The sequence below is a fragment of the Streptomyces sp. NBC_00582 genome (genome assembly GCF_036345155.1).
Classification (GTDB): Bacteria; Actinomycetota; Actinomycetes; order Streptomycetales; family Streptomycetaceae; genus Streptomyces.
This window is the reverse complement of record NZ_CP107772.1, coordinates 2,528,922-2,547,701: the sequence shown is the minus strand read 5'-3', so window position 1 is coordinate 2,547,701 and position 18,780 is coordinate 2,528,922. Positions and strand designations below refer to the sequence as shown.

Here is an 18,780-nt window from a genome sequence, read left to right as displayed (position 1 = left end):
CGCAACGGGCGGTGGATTTCTTAGGGAGTTGATAGAGGACGTGCGGACGTTGCCGTGGGATGGGCGAGGGGCAACGCGGGGGCGGGAGCCGTCCGATGGGGCGTGGCAGCCAGGTCGGCAACGGCTCCGAGGTCCTGCTGGATGCTGAGCAGTCGGCGGGCGATCCAGTCCAGCTGGTGTTCCGAGACGGGGCCGTAGGCGTCGGGGAGGGCGCCGAGGCGGTGCGCCGCGTGCTCGACGAGGCCGCGCACGGTGGCCAGTGGCCCGGTTGCCTCGTCGGCGAGCTGGTGCAGCAGCTGGGCGAGTTGCGCCGCGGCGCCGACGGCGGTCGGTGCGGCGGCGGGGTGAGCTGCTGCGGTGGTGTGGGGCGCGGGAGGGGCGTGAAAAGGCTGAAGGAGGCCGAGGTCCGTCTCGAGTCGTCGGTACTCCGTCACCAGTCGGCGGAGTAGGTCTGGCTGGGTGGTCCAGGTGCCGTCGGGACAGATGAGGTTGGCGATCAGGTCGAGGCGCCGGGGCTGGGCCTGGACGGCGATCCAGCGGCAGCCGTTCGTGTCGCCAGGTGTCACGATGCCGGCGGCGCGGGCGAGCCGGTGAGCGATCTCGGACCACTCCGGGGCGGTGAGGTGGCGGTGGACCGGGGCGAGCCGCACATCGGCGTGCCAGATGGCGAAGCGGTCGTCCCGGGGACCTGCGGCGAAGGGATGCTCCCGCGACGGGGCGTCCAGGTGGTTTGCCCATTCCTCGGATGTCCACGTTGGCTGCTCGTCGGTGGTGTAGTCGTCCAGTCCGGGCCAGTGGGCGATCACCGTGTGCCCGGTCAGGCCCTCCTGATCGGACGCGGGGCGGTCGAGGGCGTCGGCGAGCGCCTCGGCGGCGTCCAGGCGCCGGACGTGCACGCGCGGGATCACCTCGGCACTCCTTCTGTGTGGCCGCCGACGAGGCGCTGGACGTCGCGGGCCGCGGCGATCAGGGAGCGTTCGCGGACCAAGCCGGCGTGGACGGACACGTCGCCGGGCGGCAGCAGGTCCAGGGCGCGGTCGATCGATGCCAGCGCGGCCCGGTACTTGCCGAGCCCGCGCAGGGCGCCGGCCTCGCGGAACAGGGCGATCGGGTCGGTGCGCGAGGCGAACGGCGTCCGGTTGAGGATCTGCAGCATGTGCTCCTCACGATGCGGCAGGTCGTGCCCGAGCCACAGTCCGTGCAGCAGTACATGCATCGTCTTGACGTGGTCACCGGCGTTGTCGAGGACCTGCTGCATGAGGGCGAGGCCCTCGGGCCGGGACTGCCCGAGCAGGGCGAAGGCATACAGGGCGCGGCTGTAGCAGTCCAGGCCGTCTCGTTCCTGCGGCGGGAGCTGTTCGACGAGCAGGGCGAGGGTGGGGCAGCGGAAGTCGTAGCGCAGGGCGCTCAGGTACAGATGCCGCAACGCCCGGGTGGCGACCGGGTCCGGCCTGGGTGCGAGGGCGTCCTCGGCGCGCAGCAGGCCCAGGACGCTGTGGCCGGCAGCTCGGGCCGTCCACGCGGCATCCGCGCACAGCTGCGCGGATTCCTGCCAGGTGGCGTCGAGTTCGCTCAGGCTGGCGGCCAGATGCGCGGGCCAGTGAACGGCGGGGATGGCTGCCGTGGCGTCGGCGCCGGCGCGCAGCAGCCTCAAGGTCCGGCCGGGGCGGCGCGTGGGGAGGGTCACCGGCCACCCCGTGCGTCGTGCACGTGGACGAGCTGGTTGAGGTGGGTGAGGGAGTACCAGCCGCAGTCGAAGGACCCGCTCCCGAAGGGCACCTTGGGCAGCACGTAGTCCTCCAGGGCGCGCCGGTGGATCAGGCAGTCGGGGCAGTGGCGGGAGAGGTGGATCATGTAGCGGGGGTGGGTGGTGATGAAGGTGCGCTCGCCGCCCTTGGGGTTGCGCAGCCGCCAGCCGTCCTCGTCCGTCGGTGTGTGCCAGGAGGGGGCGACGATGGTCATGACGTCGCCCGACAGGCGGCCGTCGGCGACGCCGGTGGGGATCACGACGGTGTCGCCAGGGGTGAAGTGGGCGTGGGTGATGTCCCGCCTGGCGGTCAGCGTCTCCAGGGAGGGTCTCCAGGCGGCGGGTATGTGCGAGGGGCCGGGAGCGTCGGGCACAGCAGAGGTCCTTCCACGAGCGGCACGGGGTGGCGGTGGGAGGCTCAATGCTCCGGAGGATCCCCGGTTTCGGTAACCGGGGATCGTCGGGTATAACCGCTGGTCGGCTACCGGAACGGGTTCTCGGTGCCGCGGTCGTGTTCGGTGGCGGCGTCGAGGAGTTCGGGCAGATCGGTGCCCTCGGCATCCCTTTGGTCGATCCACCATCCGGCCCGGGTGACGGTGCGGATCTTCTCCTCCAGCACCGCCCAGTCGGTCTCGTCCCAGGTGCCCTCGGTGACCAGGGCGGCATAGGCGCGGGTGGCCAGCTGATGGCGGCAGCGCTCGCCCCAGTCCTGGGCGCGTTCGGTGCCCTCCAGCGGCGGCATCTCGAACTGCTCGGTCCACTGTGTGGCGGCCTGCTGCTCTTCGGCGCGCCGGGTGGCGAGCCACTCCTCCTTGCCGGCACTGTCGCCGTCGCGGGCGGCCTTCCAGCAGTCGGTGCAGTCGCGTTCGGTCAGCCAGCGGGCGAATCCGGCGCGCCGGTCGGCAGGTCGGTCGGACAGGTCGTGCGTGATCTCGTGTCCACAGGTGTGGACGACGGTCCAGGTCTTCTGGACGGCCATGGGCGGGAATTCTCCTTATGTGTTGGGGCGGCGTGGGCGCCGGCGGGGTCAGGGGGTGCGGGAGGCGGGTGCGTGCTGCTCGGCGAACTGCTCGGCGGCGCGTTCGAGGAGGTTCGCCTGGCGCCGCGGGGCCCTGCGGGCAGCGGTGGCCAGGACGCCGTCGATACGGGCATCGAGGGTGCTGACGGCGTCTAGACCTGCGGCGCGGGCGACGGCCAGGCGCAGTTCGGCGTCGACCCAGGGCCAGTGCTCGGTCTTGGGCACCGGTGTGGTCTCGTCGCCGCCCAGGGACGAAGCCAGGCCGCGCAGGTAGTGGCCGCCGTCGCTGAGGATCTCGGGCAGCGGGATGTCGTCCTCGGCCATGAAGACGCCGTGTTGCAGGACGGTGAGGACGGCGCAGCGCAGCAGGGTCGGCTCGTCGCGGTCGGGTGAGGTGCAGACCGTGCAGTCCTCGATGTGGTGGTCCCAGAAGGACGAAGACGGGTGGGGCAAGGCGGAAGGGCCTTTCAGAGGTAGTGGAGGGGAAGCCGGGCGGTGGCGACGTCCCCGGGGAGGTGGGCGTGTCGGCGTCGAACCAGCGGTTGGCCCCTATTGCGGGACCGGGGATCGTGTCGCTGTCGCTGGAGTGGAAAGCAGACCGGCGGGACGACGGCCGTGGGCTTTTAGTGCTCACCGCGGCCGGTGATGCGGTGGCGGGCGGCGGCGAGGACTGTCAGGGCCAGGGCGGCTCCGGCCGCGGGAAGGGCCGCCGCGGTAAGGCGGTGGGTGGCGAGGGCCCCGGCCAGGGCGGTGCCGGCGGCCTGGCCGACGCCGACCGAGGCGATCAGCCAGGCGTACGCTTCGGTCCTCCGCCCTGCAGGCACGAGGGCGTCTGCGGTCGTGAAGCCACAGGCGATCACCACGGTGAGGAACACGCCCGGCACGGTGACCACGACAGTTGCCATGTGAGGGCCGGGAAGGGCGAGTAGCGGCAGCCACCCGACGCAGAACCCAGCCGCGGCCGACAGCAACTGGACGATGGGCGAGCCCGGCCACGCACGGCGGGCGTAGAGGAGGCCGCCGACAAAGCTGCCGGTGGCGAAGGCAGCGGGAATCAGCCCGGACAGCAGCTTCATGTCGTGCAGTTCGGCCATGGCCACCGCCCAGACGTTCATGGCACCGAGGGCGATCCCGAAGCCGGCATGGGCCAGGAAGATCAGCGACAGAGGCGTGCTGTGCAGCCCGGCCGCGGCGGAACCAGCGGTGTACTGCGGGCGCCAGGCGCGGGACGGGAGCGCGGTGAGCACCACCGTCGTACCCACGAGGCCGAGCACGACGGTCGCGAGGATCGCGGCGGGGGGACTGTAGACGGTGGCGAGCGCGGCGACCAGGAGCGGGCCGGCGATGTAGAGCAGGCCCTGGGAGCCGGTGTCGAGCGCGAGGGCGACCCGGCGCCGGCCAAGGTCGGGCAGGACGGTGGGCCACAGGGCCCGCAGTCCCGCCTCCAGCGGAGGGGAGCACAGGCCCGCGAGCACGACCGCGAAGAGCGCGAGGGTCGGATCGTCCGCGACCAGCAGGAGCAGCAGACAGCCGGAGTTGAGGACTGCCCCGGGCGCGGACACCGGAATCTGGCCATGGCGGTCCATCAGGCGGCCCTTGACCGGCTGGGAGAGCGCGCCAGCCAGCCCGTACAGGGCGCTCAGCAGTCCGGCGGAGGCCAGGGAGGCACCTTGGGAGGTGATCAGAAGCACGATGGCGACGGGTGCCATGCCGTTGGGCATGCGTCCGATAAGGGTGCCGCCGAGTAGCCGGGCGACATGCCGGCTGCCCAGCACAGCGCGATAGGAAGTCGAGGCGGCAGCCGGGTGTTGGGCCGGCGCGTGATCTGTGGTGGTCAATTGCGGAGAGGGGTTTCCATTCAGGAGTTCAGCGGCGTGGAGCGGTGCTGTTGGCGGACACCGAGGGTGCGGGCGGCGGCGTTGTACGGACTCCGGCCCGCACGGCTGCTGTGGAGGGCGGACTGGTGATGTCTCGGGCCATCTCGATCAGTTGCTCGCCCTCGGTGAGCCACAGCTCCATCGCATCCACAGGAAGCGGAGCGTCATCGGCGGAGCCGGTGGACGCCGGTTTCCCGCTGTTGGCCTCTCGTGCTGCTTGGAGGTCGGCCTCGATGCGGTCGAGGAACGCAGTCTCCTGCCCGGTGAGGGGTTTGCTGCCTGGACGGCGGAGGGTGGCGATGAACTCCGATGCGTGGGTGAGGAATCGGTCGAGTGCAGCATCCAGGTCGGGGGGATACGGCGTGAGCACGGTGCCCGGTTCGAAGGTCTCCTGGGCCCACGTGAGGTCGTCTTCCACTTCGTGTAGCCGCGAGAGGTGGACGGCCTGCTCGTACTCGGGCAGGAGGCCGATGCGGATCGCCCCGGCGGCGAGGTGGGCGTTGTGCGCGATGATGCTGCGCGGGCCCGGCGCGGTCGCGTTGACGTGGTCCGGGCTGGGGAGCAGAGCGCCGACCAGATACTGGCGGTCCCCCGGCCGCTCGACGAGGAGCAGTTCGGTGCCGGCGCCGTCGCGGAGAATCGCTGCGCACGGCACCCGGATTTTCTCCAGGTTGGACATCAGCGGCCCGGAGTCCCACAACCGCTCCAGCAGATCACCAGGTGTCCGCTGGGACGGGAAGGTCTCGACGGTCGCCTCCCACGGGCCGGGCAAGCCCTCGCAGATGACGGAGGCGATGTCACCCAGGTACGGGCCCTCCCGAGTGATGACCGTGGCTCGGCAGTCACGGGCGGTCTGGTGAAGGTGGGCGAGGGCCTCGCGAGCCTTGGTGGGTTCGTCCAGGGGCAGGTGGTGGATGCCGTCGCGGTCCGTGGCGAAGCCCGCGAGGTCCAGAGCCGTCTCGGCCCACCGGTGACCGTCCCCGCTGGGGAGGGCGACGATCGTGCGGTGGTTGCTGAGGTACAGGGTGATCTCGGCGAAGGAAGTCAGGTCGGCGTCTTTCGTGTGATGGCCGCAGGTCAGCGGCGGCTGCCGCGGCGGGTGGGCTGTGCGGTCATCGCGGCCTTCGTGCGGCGCGGTGCCGAGGGTGGCGTGGACGTACCGGGCGGGCTGCTGCGCAAGTCCGGGTCGAGGTCGACGTTGTAGCGGGCGGCGGTGAGCATGTCGGCCGCCCATGTGGCGTGTTCGTTCTCCCAGGCTCGGCCCAGGTCGAACGGGAGACGGACCCACTGCCCGCGCAGGGTGGGGTAGGTCTCGAATCCGGCGCGGGCCAGGATGCCCGCGGCGAAGGCGTCGTACGGGCCCTCGACCTCGACCTCGCCACCAGGGCCGCGGAGGATGCGGATCGGTGGGCTGGTCATACTCACCTACCTCGCCTGTGTCCGGCGGACGGGCCCATGCCGGTGACGGCGACGGTGGCTGGCTTGGGTGCGGGGCCGGGCGTGGTGGCGAGAGCGGTAGACAGGTGCGGGGGCCGTGCAGCGGCGGCTTGCGCGAGGCGGGCGCGCCGTGTCTCCAGCCCCTGCTGCACGGTCGGTTGAGGCGGGCCGGGGTCGACGACGGGGTCGGTGTCCACCTGGTAGCCGTGGCGGCGAAGGTCCTTCACCGCCTAGCGGGTGCGGCGCAGGCCGTCCTGCTCGGGATGAGCGAGCCGGTACAGGCCCGGAGTGTCGGGGACGGGCTCGAACTGCTCGCGCACAAGGAACCAGTGGGCCAGGTGCGTGGGGATGTTCGCCGTGGCGGTGGCCACGAAGCCGTGTTCGGGGTCGGTACGGAAGCGGAAGTGGTCAGACAGGTGTACGGGTCTTTCTTCTCAGGTCACCGGCGCGCGGGACTCGCACCGGGAGGCGTGGGCGGGGCTGGCGGGAGCGCGCGGACACCGTGGTCGTGTGCGGCGAGCGGGTGGGGCGGGGCGGCGGCTCGGGCCTGGCGCAGGAACGCCTCGCGGTCGGCCATCCATGCCTCGATCAGGGGCAGCATGCGCGCGTCACGCTCGGCCTTCGCATCCCCGTACGTCTCGGCCGGCAGCGAGGCGGGCGTCTCGCGCAGGTCCTCCAGGCGGGCGTTCCAGGGCGATGTCGTCCGTCAGCGTGACCACGTCGACGGCCGCGGGCGTGGTGGGGAAGGCGTCGGCGAGTTCGTCCAGGCGCCGGCCCAGGTAGTCCAGGGCGGCCTGGGTGGAGGCGGGCATCAGACCGCCTCGCTCTCATCGCTCATTTTCAGGCGGGAGAGGGCGGCCCGCAGGCTGCGCCCGAAGTTCCACGCATGCCGCCGAGCACTCGCCTCCAGGGCGTCGTAGGAGTCCTGACGCGTCATCTGGCCGGGGTGTTTGCGGTACCGGTAGACCGGGACGGGCAGCAGGATGCCGGGCGCGAGGCCGGTGACGCCGAGGGCGGCGATGTAGTCCTCGCCCTGGACGAGCCCGCCCATGGGGGCGGCGCGCACGAGGTCGGTTTGGGCGAGGATGGTGGTGGGGCCGATCGGGATGGTGTCCTCGGGCCTCTTCCAGTACGTCCACACGTCCCCGGCCTCATGCCGGCCGGGCGGGGTCGGGCACCGCCACAGCGTCGTCGACCCGTCCGGGCGAAGGTCCTGGCTGTATCCCGCGCACCAGCCCACACCTGTCGACTCCAGCATGCGCAGCCGTACGGCCATGGCGTGGTCGCTGAACTCGTCGTCGTCATCGGCCCAGTTGACGTAGTTGGTGCGCACCTCGTTGAGCGCGAGGTTGCGGGCGCATGCTGCCCCTACCGGGCGGGGCAGCGGCAGGACGCGGACGCGGTCATCGGCGGCGAGCGGGGCCGGGAGCCGGCCGGGGTCGGCGCCGTCGAGCGCGACGACCGCCTCCCAGGGCACCTGCTGTCGGGTGAGGCTTTCGTACATGGCCGTCAGGTGGCCGAGCCGCTCGGGCTTGAGCTGGGTGGCAATGACGATCGTGATCTTGGCGTGGGATGGCGCGGGCAGAGAATTCTCCGGGACAGGTAAACAGGTGAGGGGAGTTGCGTCAGCGGCGGGGAGCGGTCCGGGCGGTGGGCGCCGCCGGGGCGGGGGTGATAGTTGAGGCCGTCGTGCGGGGCGGCAGGGTCGCCGGGACCGGGTGCCCGGGGCGCCACCGGTGGGTGCTGTTGCTGAACCGGGCTTTGGGGTTGGTGTCCCAGGCCACGAGGGGACCGCGGTCCTCCGCGTCGAGTGGGATGACTTCGATGCCGTGCGGGTGCAGGATGTACCCCCAGTCCAGGCCCCGGTGGGAGGTCTCGGTGACGGTCCACGGCTCGGGCTCGGCGGCGCCGACGGTGATGACGTGGACGTTGTCGAGCTTCCTGCTGGGGTGTTCGTCACGGCCGACGAGTTCGGCGCGCAGCACTTCGGGGGCGCCGTCGAGGAGGTCGGTGCCCAGCTGGGACCAGCCGTCGGGCGCCTCGTCGATGAGGTGCCGGCACAGGGCGTCGAGGTCACCGCCGAAGCGGTACTGGTGGGCGCCGAGCAGCAGGGGGAGGTGGTGGCTGGGGTAGCCGTCCCAGTGGACGTAGACGCCGGCGTACCCGGTGTCGGTGGGGCGGGCGATGAAGGAACGGGTGGCCAGGAGTTCTCCAAGGACGTTCGGACGGTGGGTGGTTGACCCCGAATTTCAGGGGCGGCGGCGTACGGCGTGGGTGCCAGTGCTGTCGGCGGCACGGCGGTGCTGCTCGACGACAGCTGAGGCTGACGCAGGCCCCAGGCCGGGCTGGGCATCAGCGAGTGGATTAGTGATGGCTTCCAGGGCGCGCTGGAGGCTGCGCAGAGCAGCGGCGTGGCCGAGCGTGACGCTCAACTGGCTGTCGACCGGGACGGCCATACCGGGGCGGGAAGCGAACCGGTGGATGTCAGCAACGCCCATCACGGCCGTACTCAGGTGAGTTGCGGCACGGTTGCTGTGCGCGAGCGCGGCGGCCAGCTGGGCCAGATAGTCGCGTCCCGCGTCGCTGGTCGCGAGGGAGCCGTCGGCGGACTGGCGCAGGTCGGCGACGAGGCCGGAGGCCAGGTTGTACACGGCGACGAGCTGGTCCAGCACGGGCCCGAGGGCAGCGCGTGCCGGACCGGTCTGCGGCGGGACCAGGCTCGCGGCCGTCCTTGTGATGTGGCGCTGCCAGTAGGCCAGGCGAGCGTCGATAAAGGCGTCTTCGGCAAGACTCATCGGCGCCTGCCCGGGTGCCGGTCGGCCCGTGGCGGCACGGACCGGTCGGAGGTACGTGCCGCGCTGTGCGGAGGACGGACGGCCACGGTGAAGCCGAGGCTCTCCAGGCGCGCGACACTGCGGTGGAGCTGGCGTGCGGCCTGCTCAGGCGGGAGGTCCTGCGGCTGGTGGCACTCGCCCGTGGCGGGGTCGAGAAGGAAACCGCCGTACGCGAGGAGATGGATGAGGGCACGGCCGTAGGTGCAGGTGATGCGCGGGCGGGCCTCTGCGTCGAACCGGATCTCCACCAGCAGGCGGCCGGGACTCGCGCGGCGCCACGCCGGCATCGCCGCGAGACGGTAGTCGATCAGGAAGCGGCGGCGTACGGCGGCTGCGGCGCGGGCAGGATGCGCGGGAACGGCGATGCCGCGCGGGGCATCCTTCAGGCCCTGGACGTGTTCGTGGCTGGTGCCGGCGGGCAGCATCGGCAGCACCAGGTACTGGTTGGGGCGGTGGCGACGGGGCATGACGTACAGCTGGAGTCCGTGCGGGGACGTGAGCACGCATCGCTGCACGTCGGCGGCTTCGAAGGCGGTGTACGCCAGGGGGCCGCTGTCCCAGATGCGGTTGCTGGCGGCGTCGTGGGCGATGAGCGTTGTCGCCGGACCGGCCTGCCACCGGCCGGGCAGGCGGTCGGCGAGCGCGGTGGCGAACTCGGTTACATGCAAGGGTGGTTCCTCGTCCACGTGGCTTCTCCGGGCTGCGGTGGTCACGCGGAGGTGGACAGGCCCTCGGCGTCGGTGCGGCGGCAGGTGTATCCGATCAGCTTCGCCTTGCCCGGCGTGGTGGGGACGGTGGCCACGTCGGAGCAGGTGAATGTGTACGTGAAGGACGGGCTCGGGGTGGTGCCGAGCCAGGCGCGGTCTTCCTTGTCCGGCACGATCTGCAGCCCGGAGTGGGCGACGGCGTCGCGCTGGGTGTGGGTGTGCGCGAGGACCACGAGGGCACGGCCATCGGCTGTCTTGAGCGCGTAGCTGTCAGGGAACTCGGTGACGGCGGAGGAGAACTCGGTGGTGCCGCGGCTGCCGAACTTGTGGATCGTCTCGTCGTGGACCTTGATCTGCCGCTTCGATGTCTTCGTCGTGGCGAAGACTCTCTTGCCGGTCAGGTCGCCGCCGGTTGAGAAGTTGTCGATCACGGCGGCACGCAGCACGTCGGCCGGGGCGGCGACGGCCTTGGTGGAGGTCGCGTCGATGGCGGTGGCGTAGCCGTCTGCGTCGAGAGCGATCTTCGGGACCTGCTTGGTGTCGTCGAGGTCGACGGCGGCGACCATCTCCCACCGCTGCGTCTGGTGCTGCTCGGCCATGATCAGGACGCGGGCGTACTTGTTGTTCTTGCCGCTGTAGGTGACGGCGGCGAACCACTTGGGCTGGGCGGCGGTGAAGCGGGGGATGTAGACGTCGGTGGAGGCGAGGTTGTACGACCACGGCTTGTACTTCTCGCGGTCGGCCTTGGGCAGGCCCTCGTCCTGCTTGTAGTCCGCGACCGACATCGCGTACAGCGGGCCGTCCTCGATGGTGTCGAGGAGTTTGCGGTTGTTGTCGGCGTTGGCCTCGTTGTTGATCTTGGAGTAGTGGGCGATCTGGGCGAGGGCCTCCTTCTTCGTCAGCGCCGGCTCGGCGGTCGGCGTGGCGGAGGCGGTGCGGGTGGCCGTGGCGGGTGTGTCGACGTCGGGGGTTCCGGAGATGGCGCAGGCGGATGCGGTCAGCGCGATGGATACGGCGGTGAGCAGGAGGGCTGTGCGGCGGGCGGAGGTGTGCAGGGGAATGAGGGAGCTCCGGGGGATTAGCGGGTGCGGGATGCGGTGGCGGATGCCGTCGGCGGGGGCGGCGCGGTCATGGCTGGTGTCGCCCGGGTGTCGGCGGCGGCACGTAGGTGCTTCGCGGCGCGGGCGAGGCAGGTGCGGCTCTCGCCGAGCCGGTCCACGAGGCCCTGGTGCGCGGCGGCGAGTGCCTGGGTGCGGGCGGGACCAGGGGCTTGGTGGGTGAGGTCGGCGATCATGCCGAGGTGGTGGACGGCGGCGCCGAGGGCGGCGAGCGCGGCGCCGGCGGGCTCGGCAGCTTGGGCGAGCGCCAGCGTGGTGCGGCGCACGGTAGCCGTGACCCGGGTGGGGTAGCGGGCGGTGGCTCGGTGGCGGAAGGCGCTCTCCCCGGCCAGGTAGCCCAGTAGGCGGGCCAGGTGGCGGACTTCGTCGTCCAGGATTTCGCTCAGCCCCGGATCGGGTTGGATCTGGTCGGGGAGCGGGAGGTGGTCGGCCACGGTGTTGAGCCGGTCGGCCACGTCGTGCAGCAGCATCCGCTGGTCAGGATCGGACAGCGGCAACTCCAGGATGTGCGGGGTGTCTACCGCCGGGCTGAGGACGGCGTGCCTGCCGTCGGCTGTGTGCCGAGCGCCGCTGTGGGCGGGCGGGTCGGTGGGTCTGCGGAGGCGGGGGTGGCGTGGCGGAAGTTGACGCCGATGCCTTGGGCGGTGAGCAGCCGGACGGCGCTCTGGATGAGCAGGGCGCGGTCGCTGGTGCTGTAGGAGGCGGGCAGGACGAACGCCGCTTCGTGCGGGCTGTACTGGAAACGGCAGCCGTACAGCACCATGCGGGCGTCTTCGGGCACCGACCTATACGGCGCTCCCACCACGCCGTCCGGGTACCACACCAGCGTGAGGGTCTCGGCGACCTCTGGTGCGGCGGGACGATGCGGCGGCTCGGGCTGGACGCGGGCGTTGTGGTGGACCGCCTCCAGGGCCCGGTGGTAGCGGGGCAGCACGCGGCGTGCGACCGCGGCGGCGGCACGGACTGGGTCGTGGGGTACGGCGATGCCGTTCGGCTCGTCCACGTAGCGGAAGTGGTGCGGCTTGAACTCCTCGGGCTCGAGTGGGGCGACCAGGTATTGGTGGGGGTAGCGGGGGCGTTCGGTGACGCAGAGCTGTGCGTCGTCGGGCCCGTCGAGGAGTGCGACGGGGGCATCGGGGAAGTCCAGGAGGGCCGAGTTGGCGGGACCGCAGTCCCACACGCGGTCGGCGACCGGCCGGTGGTTCTTGGGAGGAGGGAAGCCTTCGTACTTGCGGTACCACTGCCCAGGCAGGTGCTGGGCGAGGGCGGTGGCGAAGGCGGAGAGGTCGGTGCGGGATGCGGTCATGGGTTCCTGAGGCGCTGTCAGCGGGTGCGGCCGGGGGACGGTCCGGCGGGCGGGGGCGCCGGTGCCGAATGGCTGGGAGTGCTGGGGGCGGTGGCGTAGTAGTCGGCCACGGCTTCCTGCCAGCTCCGGCGCCGGGGGATGGCGAGGGCATGCATGCGGTCGACGGCGACGTGTAGGTCTTCGCCGAGCCGGCGCAGCGTGAGCGCGGCCGATTGGAGGTCGTGGTAGAGGTCGAAGCCGTCCTGGCGTTCGGCGGCCTTGGCCGTCTTGGCTGCCGCTTCGAAGAAGTCTTCGAGGCCGACGAGGAGTCCCTCGGTCGGCTCCAGGACCTCATCGAGGAGGCCGGCGGCTTCGTCGTACGAGCGGGCGGCGTTCAGCCGGTCGGTGAGATCACGTACGGCATCGGCCGCCCAGTCCGGGGCGGCAGGGGTGTCGGGCTGGGGTGGCAGGTGGGTTTCTCCGGTTTCAGCGGCGGTCGGTGATGATGCTTCGGTCACCGCCGTGGCCCACCCGGACCTGGCTGCTGCCCGGGCGGTGGAGGAGCCGGTGGCGTGTCGTGGGCTGCGCGGGCCTGCTTGGTGAGCGCGTCGAGGTCCGGGGGCGGGTCGTAGTGGGCGCGCAGGATCTGCAGGTCGGCGTCGGCGGCCATGGCCACGGCGGTCTTGATCCGGCTGGCGGCATCCCTCAGCAGCTTGGGCGGGGAGCCGGGGGCGGCGCCGCGGTTCTGCCGGCGCCATTGCGCGGCTGCGGCCAGGTAGTCGACGACCGTGTTGAGGAGGGGCTCGACGGCATCCAGCAGCGCGTTGGTGACCGCGCTGAACTCGGCGGGAGTCTTGGCTGCGGCCAACGCCGTCAGGTACGGGTCCAGGTCCGGCACGGGCAACGGCTTGTCGGACAACGGGTGTTGGGCGCGGAAGCCTTCGGCGTCTCGCTTCGCCCAGCGGTACAGGTCATCCGTGGTGGCGGACCGTGTGTGGTAGGCGTGGATCTGTTCGGCGGTCCGACCGACGTTGTCGTACAGCTCGAAGTCGGGGTGCTGCAGTGCGGCCTTCTTTCGTTCGGTTGGGGGCTTGGGTGCGCTTCGCGGCGGCTTACTGCATACGGGCGTCCGTATCAAACAACGCCAGTTCGTGCGGGTGGAGTTGATGTTGAACGATGAAGCTCCGGCCCGCGACGCGCCACAGTCCGCGCCCGCGGTTGAGGTGGGCGATGGCCTCAGTCTCCACGCTGGTCAGGCCCAGCAGGGCAGCTGCGGCGTGGAGTTGGTCGGTTTCCTGGCGGTAGATGATGCGAGTGGAGCAGTCGGCCAGGAGGCCCTCGGCGAGCGCGCGGCCCTGGGAGCCGGCGTCGCCGGCGGTGAGCAGGTCGGACAGCCGGTGGATCACCATGAGGTTGGCGATGCCCAGGCCGCGGGAGAGTTTCCACTGGGACTGCATGCGCTGGAGGAGCCCGGGGTGGCGCATCAGGCGCCAGGCTTCGTCGTAGACGATCCAGCGCCTGCCGCCGTGCGGGTCGGTGAGGGCGGATTCCATCCAGGCGCTCGCGCAGGTCATGGCGAGGACGAGGGCGGTGTCGTCGCCGGAGCCGCCGAGCCTGGACAGGTCGATGGTCAGCATCGGGGAGCTGGGGTCGAAGGCGACGGTGGAGGGGGCGTCGAACATGCCGGCCAGGTCGCCGTGGACGAGCCTTCGCATGGCGTGGGCGAGGTCGCGGGCGGCCTCGCCGAGCCGTCCGGACATGGTCCCGGCGGCGGCGTCGAGCTGGTCGGGGTTGTTGAGGGTGGCGGCGATATCGCCCAGCAGGAGTGTGCGGCGGACGGCGGCGGCCTGGGCGACGACCGCGTCGAGGGCGACGTCGAGCGCGGTGTGCTCCATCGGCAGCAGATCGCGGCCCAGGACGGTCCGGGCGAGGGAGCCGAGCAGGAGAAGTCGGCGTTTGCGGATCTCGCCCGCCCAGTCGGCCTCCGGCACGCTGGCCGGTCGTGGGGCGGCGTCCAGGGGGTTGAGTTTGCCAGGCAGGCCGGGGCCCAGGGCGATGGAGGTGCCGCCGAGCGCGGAGGCGACGGGGGTCCATTCGCCCTTCGGGTCGCAGGGCACGTAGACGCGGTATCCGTGGGCGATGGAGCGCAGGGCGAAGGACTTGGCTAGCGCGCTCTTGCCCTGGCCGATCACTCCGGCGAGCAGGACGTTGGGGTTGGTGAACCCTTCGAGGCGCCCGTACAGGGCGAACGGGTCGAAGGTGAACGACGCCTCGGCGTGGACGTCACGGCCGATGTAGATGCCCTCGGCGCCCAGGCCGCCCTCGGCGAGGAAGGGATACGCCCCGCTGGCGGTGGCGGTGGTCATGCGATGCTGCGGCAGCTTCAGTCGCCCGCCGCGGGCGGAGGCGGGTCCGGGACGGCCGCGGGGCGGGAACAGCGGCGGCGGCATCTCGGGCTCGACAGCCTCGTGGCCGTCCGGGTGGGCGGTAGCTTCGGCGCGGGCCTTGGCGGCGGCTTCGGCGAGCTGACGGCGCGCGGCTTTGCGGCTGGCCCGGTCGGTGCCGTGCGGGGTGAACAGAGGGGAGGCCGAGGCGCGGCGGGCTCGGCGCGCGGGCCGGTGGGTCATGGCGGAGCGGCTTTCACGTGACGGCGTCTGGTTGCGGGGGATGTGGCTCAGACGGCCGGTGAGGCGCTGAACAGGTGCTTCCAGTAGCCCCTGCCGTCGTTGTTCCAGTCGAGGTGCAGTTCGCCGTCGGCCAGTCCGCGGCTGGAGCCGATCGTGTAGCTGAGGACCGGTGTGGTGTAGCTGTTGTTGTAGTTGGCGTTGGAGTCGCTGTTCTCCAGCCGCGACTCGATGCCGTAGTAGTTCGCCGACTTCTTCACCGGGTCGGTACCCGCCTGCGACTTCTTGACCTGGAGCTTGAAGTACGCGCCGTCGAATATGGAGCTGTCGTCGACGTAGCCGTACACCGGACCGTCCCAGCTGATCTTGGCGTAGGTGTAGACGGTGGAGCCGGAGCGCTTCGCGCACAGGCGGACCGTGACGTCCCAGTTGTCGGCCCACGGGCCCGAGTACGCCGGGTCGTCGATCGACTTGGTGCTGGTGGTGCACCGGTAGTCGGCTGCGGCGGCGGGGGAGGCGGTCGCGAGCGCGGCGCTGCCGGCGAGTGCGGCGATGATGACGGCGGTGGAGGTGGTGCGCTTCAGCTTGTGCATGCAGTGCCCTTTCGTGGAGCGGGGGTTACTGGGTGCAGGTGGTGGTGTGGCCGTGCAGCGGGGTGCTGAGGTCGGTGGGGGTGGTCTTGCGGCGGATCGCGTGGGATGCCGCCAGGTGCCGCTGGCAGATCGTCAGCACCAATGGGCCCTCTGGCAGACGCTCGGGCTGGCACTCCTCGGCGGCGGAACCTTCTCCGTCGTCGGCGGGCACGGTGTGGAAGGCGTCATGGACGGCGGCGGTGGCCTGCCACAACCGCAGGTGAGCGGCGGCCAGATGACGTCCGGCAGCCGGGTGAAGGGGCCGGGTGCTGTCGGTCAGTTGGTCGAGCAGTTGGTGGGCGGCGGTGAGGTGGGCGTGCAGCGTGTCCAGATGCAGCCGGTCGGCAGGGGCGCCGTGCGAGGTGTGGGCGCGCGCGTGGTGGCGCAGGCCGGCGGTGGCGGCGCGGAGGTAGGGGTGTGCGTCAGTGGTGCGGGGTGCGTTCAAAGGGGTCCTTGGTGCCGCAGAACGGCACGTTCATCGCGGGCGGGAGCGGGGCCCGGGTAGCGAGGTGATCGTCATCAGCAACGGGGTGGGAGGGGTGTCAGAGCGCGGTGCGGGCGAGCGGCAGGGCGGCGAGGGTGAATGCGTCGGGCTGCTGGTAGTACAGGCGGCGCAGGTCGACCTGGGCGGTGACGGCGGCGGTCTCGATCTGCGCGCACGCGGCGTCGAGGGCGGCGTCGGTGTCGGCGCTGACGGTGAGCAGCCCGGTCAGGGCGACGTCGGCATGGCCGGCGATCAGTTGCCGCTCACGTGCCTTGACGTCCGCGTACTCGACGGAGTCGGCCTCGGAGTCCACTTGTCCGCGGCGGGCGCGTTCGTTGGCGTCGGCGATGATGGCGGCCTTCTTGCGCTGGACGTCGCGCAGCGCGGACTCGAGTCCCTGCGGCACGTATATAAGGGACAGGCTGCGGCGTACCCCGGCGGTGAACATCAGCCCGTGCAGGAAACCGGGGGTGGTCTCGGTGCGGGGCCAGTTCTCGATCCAGTAGGTGGCGTGGCGGGCGCTGTCGGTGCCGAGGCGGTCGTACTCCTCGACCTGGACGACGGGCCCGGCAGCCGCAGGGTCGGCCTCGGCCCGCCCGGTCGGCGACCATTGCTGGAGGGCGGAGAGGGCGGCCGGGTCGTAGGCGGTGCGGATGACCGCGGCGATCTCCCGCGCGTTGAGCCAGCCGGTCACCATCAGTCCCGCGCTGCGTGCGGCGAGCGCGATGGCCGAGGTGGTCTGCTCCATGACCGTGAATGCGCCCGGTAGCCCGCCGCCGGCCTGGCTGATGAGGCGCTTGGCGGCCTTGAGATCCAGCGAGATGGCCAGGTATGCCTCGTGCGGGGCGGCGGCCGGGCCGGCGGAGGCGACCAGCTCGGAGTACACCTGCCCGGCGACGGGGGTGTCGGGGCGGCCGTGCTGGGCCCAGTGGCGGGCGAGGGTGTCGCCGGAGTCGGGGACGGTGCGTTCCAGGACCTGCACGGTGGCGACGTGTCCGGTGCGGGCGATGCCAGCCAGGGCCCTGCCCCAGCCCGCCACGTTCGCGTTCTGCGTGGCGGGGTCGAGCAGGGCGAACGCGCGGCTGCTGACCCGGGCGATGGCGGTGAGGGTCTGGTGGTGGGGGTCGTGGACGGCGGCAGCCTGGTTGGCGGAGTCGCCCGGGGTGACGACCTTCAACGAGGCGGCAGTGCCGGGCAGGTGCAGCACGCCGTCCTGGCGGGGCCGGGAGGCCGGCCGGGCCAGCCACAGGGTCTGGCCGGTGCGGCGGCGGTGGGCATGGCGGGCGACGATCGGAGCCCAGTCGATCAGGGATTGGCCGTTGCGGCGGATGGCGACCAGGGCGGCGACGACCGCCCACAGCGGGGTCAGCGCGATCGCGCCGAGCAGCCCGGTGGTCACCACGGTGATGAGCAGCAGGGCCAACGCGGCAGAGACGAGCAGGAGTTGGGGGAGGGAGAGGCCGAGGAGGATGCCGCGCCTGGAGCGGTGCGGGAATCTGACCGTGATCGGAGAGACGGAGAGTTCAGACAAGAGCCGGTTTCCGGTGAGGCGCGGGGCGGGGTTGGGACGGCGCCACGCGGAGTGCGGGGTGCTGTCCCGGCGTGGGGATGGGTCACAGGCCGGTGGGCGGAGGCGGCGGCGTGCCGGTTGCGGCCGTACTCGTGGAGTCCGGGGCCGGCGGAGAGCCCTGTGGCGGCGGGGCGGAGGCGCTGGTGGGGGGTGCGGACATGAACCCGCTGCCCTGACCGGTGGACCGGCCACCGGACCCGCCGGACCCGGGCGTGCCGCCGAGGTGGCCGCTGGTGTCGTCGCGCGGGCTGGTCGGCGCGGGCTGCACCGCCTTCTCCAGGCCGCTCTTGATTCCCTCGCCTCCAGACGACGGCGTTGTGGAGCTGCCGCCGCCTTCCTTGCCGGTGTCCGGCGTGGGGGTGGTGGCGATGTCGCCGGGAAAGCCGCCCGGCAAGGCATCCGGACCCTGGGGAGCGGCGCCCGCTCCGGCCGCCGCACCGCCTGTTGCGGCGGTGGCGACCGCGGCGGCGGCCTTGCGTCCGGCGCGTTCGGCGTGCTGGCGGGCGATCTGCGCGCCCGCTCCGCCGGAGCGGTGCAGCGTCTCGGCGTCGGAGCCTTCGGAGGCGGCCCAGTGCACGAACTTGAACGTCGCGTACGGGCACAACAGCACCAGGGCCATGATGACGATGCCGGCCATGACGTCGGCGAGGGCGGCGATGCCGTCCTTGGCCTCGGTCTTGCCCATCGCCGCGATACCGAGCACGAAGATCACGGTCATCAGGAGCTTGGAGACGACCAGGGTGGCGGTGGCCTCGATCCAGCCCTTGCGCCAGCGCCGCGCGACCTCCCAGCCGCCGCCTGCCCCGGCGAACACGGCGAGGGTGACCATGACGAGGATGCCGACCTTGCGGACCATCATCACGCACCAGTAGAGGAAGGCACCCAGGGCGGCGCCGACGCCGGCGAAGACGGCGACCAGCCAGCCCAGTGCCTCAAGGCCCGGGATCTGGGCGACCTTGACGATACGGCGCACCGCCGTGGCGATGTCCAGGTGGGCGGCTTTGAACAGGCCGTCGGAGAGGGCGTCGACCACTTCGATGGCGATGGTGGTGAAGGCGATTGCGGTGAAGGCGAACAGGACACCGGTAGCGGTGCCGGTGAATGCCTGGGTGAGGGCCTGGCCGTCACGGCGGATCGCGGCGCGCACGAGCTGGGCGCAGAAGGTGGCGACGAGGACGACCAGGCCGATCGGCAGGATCATCTCGTAGTTGTCGCGGAACCATCCGGCGTTCAGGTCGACCTTGGTGGTGGTGTTGACCGCCTCGGCGGCCAGGTCGGCAGCGGCTGCCGCGAGTTCGCCGGCGCTCTTGGCCATCCAGTTGCCGATGGCCTCGCCGGGGTTGGAGGCGAAGTCGACCGCGTCGCCGACGGCGCAGAGTTTGTCAGCGAGAGGGAGGTCACAGAAGCCCAAAGGGGAGTCACCCCTCCTTTCTCAGGTGGGCTCGGG

At 71.7% G+C, this 18,780-nt stretch carries 25 protein-coding genes; 1 reads left to right on the top strand and 24 read right to left on the bottom strand.

Translation table 11 applies throughout. The features are described 5' to 3' along the window. Nucleotides 1-20: 20 nt before the first annotated feature. The 12 genes from OG852_RS11045 to OG852_RS10990 form a co-directional block, all read right to left on the bottom strand. Entirely contained in the window at nucleotides 21-908 is an 888-nt protein-coding gene (locus tag OG852_RS11045; RefSeq protein ID WP_330347808.1) for a hypothetical protein, read from the bottom strand. Further along, on the bottom strand, nucleotides 905-1,687 hold the full coding sequence (locus tag OG852_RS11040; protein ID WP_330347807.1) for a hypothetical protein: 783 nt from the start codon (nucleotides 1,685-1,687) through the stop codon (nucleotides 905-907). Before OG852_RS11040 ends, OG852_RS11045 begins: the two co-directional genes overlap by 4 nt. Further along, complete coding sequence (locus OG852_RS11035) at nucleotides 1,684-2,121, bottom strand: hypothetical protein (RefSeq protein WP_330347806.1); 438 nt, start codon at nucleotides 2,119-2,121, stop codon at nucleotides 1,684-1,686. The genes OG852_RS11040 and OG852_RS11035 overlap by 4 nt, the downstream gene beginning before the upstream one ends. 107 nt (nucleotides 2,122-2,228) lie before the next feature. After that, nucleotides 2,229-2,726 (bottom strand): hypothetical protein, encoded by a 498-nt coding sequence (locus OG852_RS11030; RefSeq protein WP_330347805.1) that lies wholly within the window; start codon nucleotides 2,724-2,726, stop codon nucleotides 2,229-2,231. A 48-nt stretch (nucleotides 2,727-2,774) separates the two neighbouring features. Further along, on the bottom strand, nucleotides 2,775-3,218 hold the full coding sequence (locus tag OG852_RS11025) for a hypothetical protein (RefSeq protein WP_330347804.1): 444 nt from the start codon (nucleotides 3,216-3,218) through the stop codon (nucleotides 2,775-2,777). A 170-nt stretch (nucleotides 3,219-3,388) separates the two neighbouring features. Beyond that, complete coding sequence (locus OG852_RS11020) at nucleotides 3,389-4,540, bottom strand: MFS transporter (protein WP_330347803.1); 1,152 nt, start codon at nucleotides 4,538-4,540, stop codon at nucleotides 3,389-3,391. A gap of 1,179 nt (nucleotides 4,541-5,719) precedes the next feature. Beyond that, on the bottom strand, nucleotides 5,720-6,061 hold the full coding sequence (locus OG852_RS11015) for a hypothetical protein (RefSeq protein WP_330347802.1): 342 nt from the start codon (nucleotides 6,059-6,061) through the stop codon (nucleotides 5,720-5,722). Between the two features lie 248 nt (nucleotides 6,062-6,309). Continuing rightward, entirely contained in the window at nucleotides 6,310-6,450 is a 141-nt protein-coding gene (locus tag OG852_RS11010) for a hypothetical protein (protein ID WP_330347801.1), read from the bottom strand. A 68-nt stretch (nucleotides 6,451-6,518) separates the two neighbouring features. Next, the gene (locus OG852_RS11005) at nucleotides 6,519-6,680 is read right to left on the bottom strand and encodes a hypothetical protein (RefSeq protein ID WP_330347800.1); all 162 of its coding nucleotides are present in this window, start codon (nucleotides 6,678-6,680) and stop codon (nucleotides 6,519-6,521) included. Between the two features lie 7 nt (nucleotides 6,681-6,687). Next, nucleotides 6,688-6,891: a hypothetical protein gene (locus OG852_RS11000; RefSeq protein ID WP_330347799.1), complete on the bottom strand. Its 204-nt coding sequence runs from the start codon at nucleotides 6,889-6,891 to the stop codon at nucleotides 6,688-6,690. Further along, nucleotides 6,891-7,583, bottom strand: a complete 693-nt coding sequence (locus OG852_RS10995) for a glycosyltransferase (protein WP_330347798.1) — start codon at nucleotides 7,581-7,583, stop codon at nucleotides 6,891-6,893. The genes OG852_RS11000 and OG852_RS10995 overlap by 1 nt, the downstream gene beginning before the upstream one ends. Before the next feature lie 121 nt (nucleotides 7,584-7,704). Further along, nucleotides 7,705-8,064, bottom strand: a complete 360-nt coding sequence (locus OG852_RS10990; RefSeq protein ID WP_330347797.1) for a hypothetical protein — start codon at nucleotides 8,062-8,064, stop codon at nucleotides 7,705-7,707. On the opposite strand from OG852_RS10990, the gene OG852_RS10985 reads away from it, so the two are divergent. Continuing rightward, the gene (locus OG852_RS10985) at nucleotides 8,029-8,319 is read left to right on the top strand and encodes a hypothetical protein (RefSeq protein WP_330347796.1); all 291 of its coding nucleotides are present in this window, start codon (nucleotides 8,029-8,031) and stop codon (nucleotides 8,317-8,319) included. The genes OG852_RS10990 and OG852_RS10985 overlap by 36 nt on opposite strands. A gap of 9 nt (nucleotides 8,320-8,328) precedes the next feature. Here the strand turns inward: OG852_RS10985 and OG852_RS10980 are convergent, their stop codons facing one another. The 12 genes from OG852_RS10980 to OG852_RS10925 form a co-directional block, all read right to left on the bottom strand. Then, nucleotides 8,329-8,874 carry a hypothetical protein gene (locus OG852_RS10980; RefSeq protein WP_330347795.1) on the bottom strand — a complete coding sequence of 182 codons (546 nt, stop codon included), beginning with the start codon at nucleotides 8,872-8,874 and terminating at the stop codon, nucleotides 8,329-8,331. Next, entirely contained in the window at nucleotides 8,871-9,581 is a 711-nt protein-coding gene (locus tag OG852_RS10975; RefSeq protein WP_330347794.1) for a hypothetical protein, read from the bottom strand. The genes OG852_RS10980 and OG852_RS10975 overlap by 4 nt, the downstream gene beginning before the upstream one ends. Before the next feature lie 41 nt (nucleotides 9,582-9,622). Further along, nucleotides 9,623-10,405: a hypothetical protein gene (locus OG852_RS10970; protein ID WP_330347793.1), complete on the bottom strand. Its 783-nt coding sequence runs from the start codon at nucleotides 10,403-10,405 to the stop codon at nucleotides 9,623-9,625. 293 nt (nucleotides 10,406-10,698) lie between these two features. Beyond that, nucleotides 10,699-11,208, bottom strand: a complete 510-nt coding sequence (locus tag OG852_RS10965) for a hypothetical protein (RefSeq protein WP_330347792.1) — start codon at nucleotides 11,206-11,208, stop codon at nucleotides 10,699-10,701. 47 nt (nucleotides 11,209-11,255) lie between these two features. Beyond that, nucleotides 11,256-12,044, bottom strand: coding sequence for a hypothetical protein (locus tag OG852_RS10960; protein ID WP_330347791.1), 789 nt, complete (start codon nucleotides 12,042-12,044; stop codon nucleotides 11,256-11,258). Between the two features lie 17 nt (nucleotides 12,045-12,061). Then, complete coding sequence (locus tag OG852_RS10955) at nucleotides 12,062-12,541, bottom strand: hypothetical protein (protein WP_330347790.1); 480 nt, start codon at nucleotides 12,539-12,541, stop codon at nucleotides 12,062-12,064. Further along, on the bottom strand, nucleotides 12,538-12,921 hold the full coding sequence (locus OG852_RS10950) for a hypothetical protein (protein WP_330347789.1): 384 nt from the start codon (nucleotides 12,919-12,921) through the stop codon (nucleotides 12,538-12,540). The genes OG852_RS10955 and OG852_RS10950 overlap by 4 nt, the downstream gene beginning before the upstream one ends. 214 nt (nucleotides 12,922-13,135) lie before the next feature. Next, nucleotides 13,136-14,650, bottom strand: coding sequence for an ATP-binding protein (locus OG852_RS10945; RefSeq protein WP_330347788.1), 1,515 nt, complete (start codon nucleotides 14,648-14,650; stop codon nucleotides 13,136-13,138). Between the two features lie 47 nt (nucleotides 14,651-14,697). Next, a complete protein-coding gene (locus OG852_RS10940) occupies nucleotides 14,698-15,240 on the bottom strand; it encodes a hypothetical protein (protein WP_330347787.1) in 543 nt (180 codons plus the stop codon). A 25-nt stretch (nucleotides 15,241-15,265) separates the two neighbouring features. Then, nucleotides 15,266-15,724, bottom strand: a complete 459-nt coding sequence (locus OG852_RS10935; protein WP_330347786.1) for a DUF6238 family protein — start codon at nucleotides 15,722-15,724, stop codon at nucleotides 15,266-15,268. Between the two features lie 97 nt (nucleotides 15,725-15,821). Further along, a complete protein-coding gene (locus OG852_RS10930; RefSeq protein ID WP_330347785.1) occupies nucleotides 15,822-17,294 on the bottom strand; it encodes an SCO6880 family protein in 1,473 nt (490 codons plus the stop codon). Nucleotides 17,295-17,376: 82 nt separating this feature from the next. Continuing rightward, on the bottom strand, nucleotides 17,377-18,744 hold the full coding sequence (locus tag OG852_RS10925) for an SCO6881 family protein (RefSeq protein WP_330347784.1): 1,368 nt from the start codon (nucleotides 18,742-18,744) through the stop codon (nucleotides 17,377-17,379). Nucleotides 18,745-18,780 lie beyond the last annotated feature (36 nt).